The organism is Bacillus sp. 2CMS4F (assembly GCF_023161785.1).
Classification (GTDB): Bacteria; Bacillota; Bacilli; order Bacillales; family Bacillaceae; genus Bacillus; species Bacillus halotolerans.
On the sequence record NZ_JALNTO010000002.1, the window covers coordinates 542,128 to 555,058 of the forward strand.

General features: G+C 36.0%; 15 protein-coding genes and 4 pseudogenes. 15 read left to right on the plus strand and 4 right to left on the minus strand.

Features of this window, described 5'->3' with window-relative positions; genetic code table 11:
- Positions 1-86: 86 nt before the first annotated feature.
- The 11 genes and pseudogenes from MTN95_RS06325 (at position 87) to MTN95_RS06375 (ending at position 6,425) form a co-directional block, all read left to right on the plus strand.
- A complete protein-coding gene (locus MTN95_RS06325) occupies positions 87-341 on the plus strand; it encodes a DUF3850 domain-containing protein (protein ID WP_248337392.1) in 255 nt (84 codons plus the stop codon).
- Positions 342-465: 124 nt separating this feature from the next.
- Complete coding sequence (locus tag MTN95_RS06330) at positions 466-1,032, plus strand: cupin domain-containing protein (RefSeq protein WP_248337394.1); 567 nt, start codon at positions 466-468, stop codon at positions 1,030-1,032.
- A 423-nt stretch (positions 1,033-1,455) separates the two neighbouring features.
- Entirely contained in the window at positions 1,456-1,782 is a 327-nt protein-coding gene (locus MTN95_RS06335) for a sulfurtransferase (protein WP_248337454.1), read from the plus strand.
- A gap of 18 nt (positions 1,783-1,800) precedes the next feature.
- Positions 1,801-2,061, plus strand: coding sequence for a metal-sensitive transcriptional regulator (locus MTN95_RS06340; RefSeq protein ID WP_029727087.1), 261 nt, complete (start codon positions 1,801-1,803; stop codon positions 2,059-2,061).
- Positions 2,062-2,227: 166 nt separating this feature from the next.
- Entirely contained in the window at positions 2,228-2,710 is a 483-nt protein-coding gene (locus tag MTN95_RS06345; protein ID WP_029727086.1) for a DsrE/DsrF/DrsH-like family protein, read from the plus strand.
- Positions 2,711-2,749: 39 nt separating this feature from the next.
- Complete coding sequence (locus MTN95_RS06350; RefSeq protein ID WP_029727085.1) at positions 2,750-3,118, plus strand: rhodanese-like domain-containing protein; 369 nt, start codon at positions 2,750-2,752, stop codon at positions 3,116-3,118.
- A 64-nt stretch (positions 3,119-3,182) separates the two neighbouring features.
- Positions 3,183-3,740, plus strand: coding sequence for a sulfurtransferase TusA family protein (locus MTN95_RS06355; RefSeq protein ID WP_029727084.1), 558 nt, complete (start codon positions 3,183-3,185; stop codon positions 3,738-3,740).
- A gap of 21 nt (positions 3,741-3,761) precedes the next feature.
- Positions 3,762-4,157 (plus strand): DsrE/DsrF/DrsH-like family protein, encoded by a 396-nt coding sequence (locus tag MTN95_RS06360; RefSeq protein WP_248337396.1) that lies wholly within the window; start codon positions 3,762-3,764, stop codon positions 4,155-4,157.
- 34 nt (positions 4,158-4,191) lie between these two features.
- A pseudogene (locus tag MTN95_RS06365) lies at positions 4,192-5,323 on the plus strand (MBL fold metallo-hydrolase); the annotation flags it as partial.
- A 36-nt stretch (positions 5,324-5,359) separates the two neighbouring features.
- Positions 5,360-5,587, plus strand: coding sequence for a sulfurtransferase TusA family protein (locus MTN95_RS06370; RefSeq protein WP_153939893.1), 228 nt, complete (start codon positions 5,360-5,362; stop codon positions 5,585-5,587).
- 61 nt (positions 5,588-5,648) lie between these two features.
- Complete coding sequence (locus MTN95_RS06375) at positions 5,649-6,425, plus strand: sulfite exporter TauE/SafE family protein (RefSeq protein ID WP_153939892.1); 777 nt, start codon at positions 5,649-5,651, stop codon at positions 6,423-6,425.
- Positions 6,426-6,690: 265 nt separating this feature from the next.
- Here the strand turns inward: MTN95_RS06375 and MTN95_RS06380 are convergent, their stop codons facing one another.
- The gene (locus MTN95_RS06380) at positions 6,691-7,545 is read right to left on the minus strand and encodes a ferritin family protein (RefSeq protein WP_248337456.1); all 855 of its coding nucleotides are present in this window, start codon (positions 7,543-7,545) and stop codon (positions 6,691-6,693) included.
- A 201-nt stretch (positions 7,546-7,746) separates the two neighbouring features.
- On the opposite strand from MTN95_RS06380, the gene MTN95_RS06385 reads away from it, so the two are divergent.
- Positions 7,747-8,457: a DUF421 domain-containing protein gene (locus tag MTN95_RS06385; RefSeq protein WP_029726694.1), complete on the plus strand. Its 711-nt coding sequence runs from the start codon at positions 7,747-7,749 to the stop codon at positions 8,455-8,457.
- A 283-nt stretch (positions 8,458-8,740) separates the two neighbouring features.
- On the opposite strand, the pseudogene MTN95_RS06390 reads toward MTN95_RS06385, so the two are convergent.
- Positions 8,741-8,834, minus strand: a pseudogene (locus MTN95_RS06390) (spore germination protein); the annotation flags it as partial.
- A 367-nt stretch (positions 8,835-9,201) separates the two neighbouring features.
- On the minus strand, positions 9,202-9,414 hold the full coding sequence (locus tag MTN95_RS06395) for a spore germination protein (RefSeq protein ID WP_029726695.1): 213 nt from the start codon (positions 9,412-9,414) through the stop codon (positions 9,202-9,204).
- A 912-nt stretch (positions 9,415-10,326) separates the two neighbouring features.
- Between MTN95_RS06395 and MTN95_RS21590 the strand changes: the two are divergent.
- Both MTN95_RS21590 and spoIVCA read left to right on the plus strand, forming a co-directional pair.
- A pseudogene (locus MTN95_RS21590) lies at positions 10,327-10,505 on the plus strand (hypothetical protein).
- On the plus strand, positions 10,463-11,923 hold the full coding sequence (spoIVCA, locus tag MTN95_RS06405) for a recombinase family protein (RefSeq protein WP_248337458.1): 1,461 nt from the start codon (positions 10,463-10,465) through the stop codon (positions 11,921-11,923). Before MTN95_RS21590 ends, spoIVCA begins: the two are co-directional and overlap by 43 nt.
- Before the next feature lie 27 nt (positions 11,924-11,950).
- On the opposite strand, the pseudogene MTN95_RS06410 reads toward spoIVCA, so the two are convergent.
- Positions 11,951-12,301: pseudogene (locus MTN95_RS06410) on the minus strand (sigma-70 family RNA polymerase sigma factor); the annotation flags it as partial.
- A 176-nt stretch (positions 12,302-12,477) separates the two neighbouring features.
- Between MTN95_RS06410 and MTN95_RS06415 the strand changes: the two are divergent.
- Entirely contained in the window at positions 12,478-12,903 is a 426-nt protein-coding gene (locus MTN95_RS06415) for a NucA/NucB deoxyribonuclease domain-containing protein (RefSeq protein WP_105953566.1), read from the plus strand.
- The last annotated feature ends 28 nt before the right edge of the window (positions 12,904-12,931 follow it).

Sequence of the window (12,931 nt, forward strand, 5' to 3'; positions counted from 1 at the left end):
AGGGAAAGGAGGACAAACAACAGATTTTCGTATACCCGTTTGTAGTACTATGTAAATGTTCAAAAAACATTTAGGAGTGTAGACCTTTGATAATCCATCATATAAAAGTGTCGTCCGATGTATTTGATGTCTTGTTAACAAAGGTCAGTGAAATTCAACTTGCAGAAAACGATTATAAGGTCGGCGATAAATTGTTCATTCGTGAATCAAACGGTGATCGAACAAAACGTTACTTAGAAGTCGATATTATAGAAGCATCTAGTGCAAATAAATCAGGGTTTATGAATATAGGTTTTATGAGAATTCGTAAAGTGACATACAAAGCAGGTCTTTTTAAATAACACATTTTACATTATTTAAGACGTCCATTTTTGTGTTAAATATGAATTTTCTTGATTTAGTAACACTCCCTTAATAAATGCATAGGATACTATCACAAAAATTTATAATTGTGGGGATCAAAATATGTACTATATACCTTTTTCGCCTCAATGTTATTATTATGTGACTGTACCGATGTATAACGATGGAAGATCTAATTATTGGACTATTCCAAATGAGATGGAGCACGTACACAGATGTGCCGATTTGCGCTCTTCTTATGAAGATAGAAACCTTCTCTTAAAGGATTATGGACCAAAGCCATTTGTTGTAAATATCAATAGAGCCACAAAACAAAACAATACGTTCCGTACTGCCTTATGGACAGGAAAACATTTTCAAGTAACTTTGATGAGTATCGGTATTGGAGAAGATATTGGTTTGGAAATGCATTCAAACGTCGATCAGTTCTTACGGATTGAGCAGGGTCGAGGGATCGTTAAAATGGGGAAGAGCAAAGATAATTTAAATTTCCAAAGAAATATCTATGATGATTCTGCCATTGTTATACCTGCTGGCACTTGGCACAATGTGATTAATACAGGTAATACGCCGTTAAAACTATACTCAATTTATGCTCCTCCAAACCATCCATTTGGTACAGTTCATAAAACCAAAGCAGATGCAGCCGCTGCGGAAAGATTAGCATAATATTCTGCAGAATTCTGAGTAATTCGAGTCACATCCGGCATGAAACATAGGGAACCAGTACCTACAAATTGTTCTTATACAAATGAAACTCAATTTAATATCCAAGCAGCGGAGGATTGCATGCTGTGCAGCGTATTAAAAATAGTTGCTGAGCAGATGAACATTTTAGAAGTAACTGATTAAACAAGTCGATTTAAATTAAAATCAGCTTGTTTCTTTATTCGAGTTACTATTAGTCGAATTGGCATTAGCGAAATGTAAGCACTTTTTCAAACTTCAGAGATTAAAATTAATCTAACAGTTCAAAGAAATTAACTTTCACACTTGACTATATACCTGTGGGGGTATATAGTTATTTTGTGAATAACATAGAGTTAATAAGGTGGTGTAGGTATCAATTATTTAGTTATTGCATTCCTGATTATTTTTGTTATTACCATTGCCACGTCTAGACGTTATTATCCTATAGTCGGAATCTCTTGTATTCATAAAGATAAATTAGAGGCTATGGACATGACAATATTAGATATTCGCCATTATAACGATGTACCCACTTTTTCGGATGATATTATTTTAAACATTCCATACGCGTATCTAAAACGTTTCTATTTAGAGATTCCACGTGATAAAATACACATAATAGCTCATGATAGGGTGGAATTAAATTTAGGAGTGCGTTTTCTGAAGAACAAAGGTATCCATGTAAATAGTTATGAATTGGCAACATGTAAATGTAAAAATAAATTATAGAAAGGATTTCATCGATATATGGACTATGATCAAAAGATTAAAAATCGTTTACGACGGATAGAAGGACAAATTAAAGGTGTATTGACTATGATGGAGCAAGGAAAAGACTGTAGAGAAGTTGTGACTCAATTGGCAGCATCACGCAATGCTATCGACCGAGCTTTAGGTGTTATAGTTAGTACAAATCTTGAACATTGTGTTCGTGAAAGCATAGAACAGGGAGAAGACACAGCAAACTTAGTAAAAGAGGCAGTAGACTTATTAGTAAAGAGTCGATAAAAAATTCATCAACCTATTATCTTTAAGGTTGACGAATTTTTATTTGTGGAATAATATACCCCTGTGGGTATATAGTTTTAACGGATTGCGTAATTGTATATCTTTCATTCAAAAATTTTTAGAATTTGAAATACCCATGGGGGTAATTTAGTTTAGGAGGAGAAACATGCCAGAACAAACAAAACGCACAACGATTGTCTTATTTAGCGGAGATTATGATAAAGCGATGGCAGCCTATATTATTGCAAATGGAGCTGCTGCCTACGATCATGAAGTGACGATCTTTCATACTTTTTGGGGATTAAATGCTTTGCGTAAAGAAGAGCTGGTTCCTGTGAAAAAAGGCTTGCTTGAAAAAATGTTTGGAAAGATGATGCCTCGCGGTGCTGATAAGATGGGTTTATCTAGAATGAACTTTGCAGGTATGGGCCCTAAAATGATTAAAAATGTTATGAAAAAGCACAATGCACTTACATTGCCTCAGTTGATTGAGATGGCTCAAGAACAGGGTGTAAAGCTCGTAGCTTGTACGATGACAATGGATCTTCTTGGTTTAAAGGAAAAAGAACTATCAGATGATATCGACTATGCGGGTGTAGCAGCTTATTTGGCAGATGCTGAAGAAGGCAGTGTCAACTTATTTATTTAATGTTACCAATTGCAAATTAAATAAAGGAGGTGGAACACAATGGATAGTGGCGTAATCATCAATACCTTACTTATTTTATTTTTACTTTGGATTGTATTTCGACGTTTTTTACCAGTGCAAGGTGTTAAACAAATAACAACTGCTGATTTAAAATCAGAGCTAAAAAATAAAGGCAAACAATTTATCGATGTACGAACACCTCATGAATTTCGTACAAGACATATTCAAGGGTTTAAAAACATTCCCTTGTCAAATCTGCCTCGTCAAACCAATCAACTTTCGAAAGATAAAGAAGTTTTTATTATTTGTCAAAGTGGAATGAGAAGTCTAAAGGCGAGTAAGGTATTGAAAAAACAAGGATTTAAAAATATCACAAATATTAAAGGTGGTATGAATACATGGTCATAGAACCTTAGGTAGTATTTTTTTGTATATTTATATACCCCCACCCCTATTTAAAAAGGAGGAAAAAATGGTGAAGGCAAATATTGTGTTAGACGCTAAAGGTTTGACGTGTCCAATGCCCATTGTAAAAACGAAGAAGAAAATTAAGGATTTAAAAGCTGGTGAGATACTAGAAATTGAAGCAACAGATAAAGGCTCTACGGCAGATCTACAAGCATGGGCAAATAGCACAGTTCATGAATATCTAGGTACTGAAACAGAGGGAGAAATACTTCATCATTTTCTTCGTAAAGGAGGAGAACATTCATCAGAAAGCACACCTTCTATTCCTGAGGTTTCACTAGAAATTTTCAAACAGAAAGTAGAAAGTGAGGAGTCTCTTAACATTTTAGATGTCCGCGAGCTAGATGAGTATGAAGAAGCTCATATCCCAGGAGTTGTGCATATCCCTCTTGGTGAAGTAGAAAAGCGCTCTAACGAGTTAAACAAAGATGATGAAATTTATATTATTTGCCATTCAGGAAGAAGGAGTGAAATGGCAGCCCAAACGATGAAAAAACAAGGTTTTAAAAAGGTTATTAATGTTGTCCCTGGTATGCGTGATTGGACAGGTAAAACAGAATAAATAAGAAAAGGATGATAACAAATGAGTACAAGAGTAGCAATTATTGCGGCAAATGGTGGTCTATTTGATGCCTATAAAGTTTTTAATATTGCGACTGCCGCAGCAGCAAGTGATCAAGAAGTATCTATCTTCTTTACATTCGAGGGATTAAATCTGATTCATAAGCAAGCGCATCAAGAATTAGAAATGCCGAAAGGGAAAGAACACTTTGCGGAAGGATTTAAGAAAGCAAACGTGCAGTCTATTCCTGAACTGATTGAAATGGCACAAGAGATGGGTGTTACATTTATTGGTTGTCAAATGACGATGGACGTTATGGGTTTAACAAAAGATGATTTTGTAGAAGGAATTGAAGTAGGCGGGGCTGTTACCTTTTTAAATTTTGCTAAAGATGCTGATGTATCCTTAACATTTTAGTCCCGTTAAAAAAGATTCGATATAGGAGGTATTTAAACATGACCGTAAAGGCAATGACCCCAAAAGAAGTGACAAAAAAAATCTTTAACAAAGAACCTTTATTTATTTTGGATGTGCGTAATGAAAATGATTTTAGTGATTGGAAGATTGAAGGGCATGACTTTGACCATTTGAATGTTCCTTATTTCGATCTTTTAGATGGCGTAGAAGATATATTAGAGAAAATTCCTTCCGATAAAGAAGTCCTAGTCGTTTGCGCAAAAGAAGGTTCATCAGTAATGGTATCCGAGATGCTTTCAGAAGCAGGCCTTTCTGTATTCTATCTTAAAGGCGGAATGAAAGCATGGAGTGAACATTTAGAGCCAGTAAAAGTCGGGGATTTAAAAGATGGTGGGGAAATTTATCAGTTTGTTCGAATTGGGAAAGGTTGCCTATCATACATGATATTATCCAATGGAGAAGCAGCCATAGTAGATGCTACGCGTATGGCAGAAGTGTTTATAGATTTTGCAAAGGAGAAAGGTGTAACGATTACTCACGTATTTGATACACATCTTCACGCGGACCATATTTCAGGCGGCAGAGTCATTGCTGAAAAAACAAAAGCAACCTACTGGTTACCGCCTAAAGATGCTGAAAAAGTGGTATTCGACTATCAGCCGTTGGAAGAAGGAAATGACATTATTATTGGGAATACAAGGATTAGAATTCAACCGATTTATTCTCCAGGACATACCATCGGCTCCACTTCTTTCATTGTCGATGATCAGTATCTCTTTTCAGGTGATGTCTTGTTTATTGATTCCATCGGCAGACCGGATTTAGCAGGTATGGCAGAAGATTGGGTAGGAGATTTAAGGCAAACTCTTTATAGTCGTTATAAAGCATTATCAAAGGATTTAATTGTATTACCTGCACACTTTATGATCATTGATGAGCTAAATGAAGATGGAAGTGTTGGTAAAAAATTAAGTACATTATTTGCCGAGAACCACGGTTTGAACATGATTGATGAAGCAGATTTTAGGCACTTAGTGACAGATCATTTGCCTCCGCAACCCAATGCGTATCAAGAGATTCGTGAAACAAATATGGGGAAAATCAACCCGGATGAAGAAAAACAGCGTGAAATGGAGATTGGACCAAACCGTTGTGCAATTCGGTAATACTACATGATCAATAACAACAGAGGAGAGATGACCATGAAATCAAATAAAGTATTAGATGCTAAAGGACTGGCATGCCCAATGCCAATCGTCAGAACAAAGAAAGCTATGAATGAATTAGAATCAGGTCAAATACTAGAAGTACATGCAACGGATAAAGGATTCAAAAGTGACCTAGCGGCTTGGTCTAAATCAGGTGGGCATGACGTCTTAGAGCAAGCTGAAGAAGGAGATGTACTGAAATTCTGGGTTCAAAAAGGCTAATTAATGTGAAAGGGTATCGAATAAAAAGATACCCTTTTCCTTTGAAAAGGAGGAAACCCGAATGGATATTGCCTTTATCATAACTCTTTTCATTATAGGGTTTATTGGTGCCTTTATTTCCGGAATGATTGGTATTGGCGGATCTGTTATTAATTATCCAATGCTATTGTACATTCCTTCTTTAGTGGGAGTGATGTCATTAACTGCCCATGAAGTTTCAGGGATAGGGGCTATTCAAGTTTTCTTTGCGACACTTGGCGGTGTTTGGGCTTATCGGAAGAGTGGTTTTTTAAATAAAGCATTAATTATTTACATGGGAAGTAGCATCCTTTTAGGGAGTGTATTGGGGAGTTACTTTTCTCATCGCTTATCTGAACAAGGAATTAACTTTATATACGGAATTCTTGCAATTATAGCTGTTGTTTTAATGTTTATACCTAAAAATGGACAAGGACATAGGGAAGAGGAAGAAGTGATATTTAATAAATGGTTGGCTGCGTCCCTTGCGTTTATCATTGGTGGCGTATCAGGTATTTTAGGAGCTGGTGGCGCCTTTATCCTGGTCCCCATTATGTTATCGATTTTAAATATTCCTGTTAGAATCACCGTCGCCTCATCTCTTGCGATTACATTTCTTTCATCTGTTGGCGCAACAGTTGGAAAAGTAATCACGGGCCAGGTTCTTTTTATACCGGCTCTTGTTCTTATTATTGCTAGTTTAACTGCTTCTCCTATTGGCGCAATAGTTGGACAAAAAGCAAATACAAAATTCCTGCAATGGATTTTGGCGCTATTAATATCAGCGACAGCCATTAAAATTTGGTTAGAGATCCTTTAATATGAGTCAGCTGAATGAAAGGTCAACAAGTTCATCAATCGTTGGTCTCCTATTTATGTTATGACACTTGGTCACGTTCAATAAATGTAATAAGGTTTCGAAGGTATTATCGGTATTCTCTTGGTAGTGCCAGTTCCCCTAAGGATTATGTGGAAATACAAAAAGATAGACCTTTGAGATTATGACAATCTTAAATTTGGTAAAAAGCTTTGTTTCTACCCCTACAAATTGAACTTTTCTTTTTGTAATGTTGATTTTAGAAGTTTTAGTCTAATCTCTCAAGACCTCTTCGGAAAGCCTCTAAATGATTTAATGATGCGTTGAGTAATGAAGTAAAAACTGTTCTTGCATCTGATGGAAGATCAAAAGTTAGAAACTTGTTATACATGGAGATGTTATCAATTTCTCCTTGGACTCCAGCAGCATATGCATCCTTAAGGGTTACTGGTATAGTGACATATAATTGTGAGGTGTCTTTAGGTATCTGTACTTGGTATCGTTCAAAAAGAGAAAGTAATGCATTGATATGACGTAATTCTGCTTCTTTAATTTGTACAAAGGTTCGGATATCCCCGAAGTTTCTTAGAATTGCATTGTACCTTGCTTGAGCTAAGTACTCATCCTGAATGGCAAAGGTAAGCATTTGTGGTAAGGTGAGTCTACCGGCATTTAAAGCCCCCTTTGCCCCATAATTAACTTGACGGGTTTGTTGTGTAGACCGAGGGTTTAAAAAAAATAGAAACCATACTGCATGATTTTGTTCATCAGCGGCAGCACGCTGAAAAATCTTTTTAATTGACTTATCTTGTATTCGATCTGCTAAATCTAAATAAAAATCCACTGTCTCCTGCTCATCTTTAAAAGCAGACTCTAGGCTTGTTCTAAAACTTTTAGGGCATTCTTCCGTAATTTTTGGAATTGGTTTTCTGCCTGTAAGATTAGTGTAAATCGTGCTGAATTCTTCAAAATGCCGTTGTTCATCTTGTCTAATTTCAAGTATTTGTTTTCTTATTTCTTCTGTGGGGGCTTGTGTGGCTATTTGCTTATAACAGAGAATGGCGCTATACTCTCCGTTAATTGCCTTGTGGATGTCATTAATTAGTTTCCTGTCAGTAGACATACGAAATGTATCGCTTATATAAGGGTTATAAATAAAATAAGGGTACACAATTTCACCGTCCTATTTGCGGAATTTACTAATGTAGCATATGTCTGATACAACAATGAGTGCATGTATATATTGATTAAGAATCGTTCTAGTATATATAAGATCTCTTTTGTCTATGATGTTTTTAGAAAATACAATAAGTTGGTGAGATCTATGAGTGAACATGTTGAAGTAATCCTTCGATCGATTCTTGCCTTTAGCATTTTATTGGTAGGGTCAAGATTATTGGGAAAACAAACAATTTCACAAATGAATATCTTTGATTTTATTGCTTCAATTACATTAGGAGCAATTACTGCAAATCTGGCTTTTAATACTTCTCTTAAAATTCATCACATGGTACTTGCTTTCTTTATATTAGTATTTGTTATCTTGGCCACTGCCTACTTATCACTTTGGAATCAAAAAGCTCGGAAACTCTTTGCTGGAGATCCAACCGTTGTGATTGAAAACGGGAAAATTCTTGAACACAACATGCGCAAGATGCGTTATACAATTGACTATTTAAATCAACAATTAAGGGAAAAAGATGTATTCAAAATTGAAGAAGTGCTCTATGCGATCATTGAAACAAACGGGACATTAACAGTACTAAAAAAACCTCAATTTCGAAATGTGACAAATAAGGATTTATGGGTTGCTACTGCACAAGAAGGGAAGCTCCCCATCGAGTTAATCATGGATGGGAAAATGAAAGAGGAAAACTTGAAAGAAAATCAACTCACTCAGGCATGGTTGCAAGCTGAGTTGAAAAAGCGGGGTCTATCCACAGATAAAGTATTTTATGCAGTATTTTCACCTGATAGAAATATCTATATAGATACATATGAAGATCTTATAAATTATTCTATTGATAAAGAATAAATGCAAAACTTGCTGGCAAACGCAAAAAATTTATATTAATTGGATTCCCTGTAGATTTTAAGCTGAACTGTTGGGGGAATTGTCCCGATCTGATGTTATAACTTTAAAACAACAGAAGATGCAGTTAGACGATCCGATTAATGCAAGAAACTTTCTGCTTATGGGATTTATGGATCTAAGACTAAAGCGAAACTTTAAGCGAGATTGAAATAAAAAAAGCCCTTAGGTAATTTACATGGGGCTTCAAAAGAAGTAACAGAGTTGCCAATAGATGTTTGATGATAGGCCTGTTATACGCAGCTTCGTCTATTGTAATTGACCCGTTGCCCGATGCAGTTTATATTCAAATAATATAGGTTGATCACTGTGGATGGCATCTCATCACGCCCTTACATCTTTCTGTACAGAATGCTTTATATCAATCTCTTGAATCATGATTTACTGTAACGTTTTAGATGGATAAAGCAGGTAAAAATGATTTAAAAGGGAGGGGAAATAAAGGAATGATTTTATTGTGATCAAGTACAAATTTTATCCTTTAAGAATGATTGTAGAAGTCATTTTAACGTACCTGTTATTTAATAGTTGGCGTATTTTAAAAAGGGAAAAAATTAAACGATAGTTTCTCAATAAGCAAGATAACAAGAAAAAACCTCAGAGGCGCTTGTTTAAATTTTTACTATGTTATTCAGAAATTGATTCAAAGGAATTAATTTCCCCGTACTTTTATAAGTGGAGAGTAAGTTATATTGTTCTTGTCACATTCTGATCCGAATACTGACTATTTAAAGATTTAGTTTGACTAATAAAATTATATTGAAAGACAATACCAGTATTAGAACCTCCCGACCCGTATGCTGTTTTTGAAACTGTTAAGGGACTTATGGAAAATGCCCCACCAACATTAACAACTCCGTTTCCAGACACATTGTTAATATTTATAGGTAAACCAGTCATTTTAATACTCCTCTCAATTGTATTCTATTTAATATATGTATGTAATTTAACTTAAATCGCTTAAACTTAGAGCTCAATAATTCTAGTATTTTAAAAAAAGGAGATATTTATTTACTGATGTAATGAATTCTATCATGCAATTATGAGCACTTAGAAGATTTTAAGACACTGTTGTTCATAAGCAGCTTACATATTTGCTTTAACAATAATTGTTCTACCTAACAATGTAGAATTAAAAAGAAAGTCCGTTAATTTTTGGTTTTATAAATTGCTTAATTGTGATGAACTTTATGAATCAAAATGATATGTTATGTAGGACTAATATAACGATCAAAATTATTCTTGATGATATTGCGTATTCAATAAATAGGGAATATTCTGTAATTATTTGTTGTGGTTAATTACAAGAAAAACTTCACCATCACAAAGTAAAGAGTAGATGCAGAGGCTGCGGAAGATGAGCTTTGATATTCTACATAAGTTTGAGCAATCTAGAATCCCGCATGGTATGAAATACGGAGAACCAGAAGCCACAATTGTTTCTTAAATGAAAATCAATTAAATATGTTCAAAGTAGGCATTAGAGGATAAAACTCTTTCGGGAGATGGTGCTTGGCAGTGTAAGTCATTAAGTAGCTAAACGGGTGAACCTGTGATTACTTTAAAAGAATTGAGTCGATTTAAAATATACGGCTAGTTTTTTATTGTGATTATTTTAGTGGACATGGCACCAGTGCATGTTATTTGCCTAGTTATAAAAGAAAAATCGTTATTGGGGACTTAGGCATTAGTAAATGTCAGATAAAAACCGATGGTTTCAAACTAGCGGTTTTTTATCTGTTTTCATATTGAAAATTACCTCATTAGGACAAACACCTTTTACATAGCATTACCCAAGGGGTGATGCATTTAATGAAGGTAATAATCATCGAGGGACCGCAAGCTGACAAATGCATTAACGATTGCTATCATTATTTAATAAAACTTTATAGGAAGGAGATCCAGGGTGATAGCAATATATGTAAGGGTATCGACCGAGGAACAAGCGATCAAGGGATCGAGCATCGACAGCCAGATCGAGGCCTGCATAAAGAAAGCAGGGACTAAGGATGTGCTGAAGTATGCAGATGAAGGGTTTTCTGGAGAGCTTTTAGAACGACCGGCTTTGAATCGCTTGAGGGAGGATGCAAGCAAAGGACTTATAAGTCAAGTCATTTGTTACGATCCTGACCGTCTTTCTCGGAAATTAATGAATCAGCTTATCATTGATGATGAACTGAGAAAGCGAAACATACCCTTGATTTTTGTAAATGGTGAATACGCCAATTCTCCAGAAGGTCAATTATTTTTCGCTATGCGCGGAGCAATCTCAGAATTTGAAAAAGCCAAAATCAAAGAACGGACATCAAGCGGCCGACTTCAGAAAATGAAAAAAGGCATGATCATTAAAGATTCTAAACTATATGGCTATAAATTTGTTAAAGAGAAAAGAACTCTTGAGATATTTGAAGAGGAAGCAAAAATCATTCGGATGATTTTCAAATATTTCACCGATCATAAAAGCCCTTTTTTCGGCAGAGTAAACGGTATTGCTCTGCATTTAACTCAGATGGGAGTTAAAACAAAAAAAGGTGCCAAAGTATGGCACAGGCAGGTTGTTCGACAGATATTAATGAACTCTTCTTATAAGGGTGAACATAGACAGTATAAATATGATACAGAGGGTTCCTATGTTTCAAAACAGGCAGGGAATAAATCAATAATTAAAATAAGACCTGAAGAGGAGCAGATCACAGTGTCAATTCCAGCAATAATCCCAGCGGAACAATGGGATTATGCTCAAGAACTCTTAGGTCAAAGTAAAAGAAAGCACTTGAGTATCAGCCCTCACAATTACTTGTTATCGGGTTTGGTTAGATGCGGGAAATGCGGAAATACAATGACAGGAAAGAAAAGAAAATCACACGGTAAAGACTACTATGTGTATACTTGCCGGAAAAATTATTCTGGAGCAAAGGACCGCGGCTGCGGAAAAGAAATGTCTGAGAATAAATTAAACCGGCATGTATGGGGTGAGATTTTTAAATTTATCACAAATCCCCAAAAGTATGCTTCTTTTAAAGAGATTGAACAATCAAATCACCTGTCTGATGAATTAGAACTCATTCAAAAAGAGATAGAGAAAACAAAAAAAGGCCGCAAGCGTCTTTTAACGCTAATCAGCCTAAGCGATGACGATGATTTAGATATTGATGAAATCAAAGCACAAATTATTGAGCTGCAAAAAAAGCAAAACCAGCTTACTGAAAAGTGTAACGAAATTCAATCGAAAATGAAAGTATTAGATGATACAAGCTCAAGCGAAAATGCTCTAAAAAGAGCTATCGACTATTTTCAATCAATCGGTGCGGATAACCTAACTCTTGAAGATAAAAAAACAATTGTAAACTTTATCGTGAAAGAGGTTACCGTTGTGGATTCTGACACCGTATATATTGAAACTTATTAAAGAGGGGTGTATGCACCCCCCTTTTGTAATTACAATCTCATTTTCAATACACCGCGCAGCATACGTCGCCAGTTTTGTCCCTTTTCCGGCGGAATAGCTTTCAATTCCTTTGATCAGCCCGATTGTTCCGATGGAGATTAAGTCCTCTGCGTCTTCACCTGTATTTTCAAACTTTTTTACAATATGGGCGACCAAGCGAAGATTATGCTCAATCAGCATGTTTCTGGCATGTTCATCCCCTTTAGCCATGAGCTCTAAGTATTTTTTTTCCTCGCTGCTTGAGAGCGGTTGTGGAAAGGCATTGTTTTTCACGTAAGATACTAAAAAGACAAGCTCTTTAACTACAAAACCGAGCGCTGCGAAAACACCTGTCACCATCGTCACCTCCACATGATTATGTAGGCAAAAGCCTATATGTCAATGTATGTGATCGGAAGGCTGTCTGTGTCTGTACCGAGAAATTTCTCAATGGAGAGCTTAGGTTTTGTTTTTTTAAATAATCTTTACGCTGCCCCCATACATTTAAATGAACGAAACTGTATGGGGGGATGAGGATGAAAAGATGGATGGCAATGCTTTTTCTGGCGGCAGCAGTTTTTCTTTGTTTGTTGGGAAAGGATATGACGGCTCCGCAACAGGTCAAGGGGGCTGCTTTATATGACAAAATTTTATACTTTCCGTTGTCTCGTTATCCGGAAACCGGCGATCATATAAGAGATGCGATTGCCCAAGGACATTCTGATATATGTACAATTGATCGTGATGGAGCGGACAAAAGGCGGGAGGAATCATTAAAAGGAATTCCGACGAAGCCTGGCTACGATCGGGATGAATGGCCGATGGCAGTTTGTGAAGAAGGAGGCGCCGGAGCCGATGTCCGATATGTAACGCCTTCTGATAATCGCGGTGCCGGTTCATGGGTAGGAAATCAAATGAGCAGTTATCCAGATGGCACCAAAGTGTTGTTTATTGTTCAGTAATAAAAAAAGAGGCTCAATTCTGAGCCTC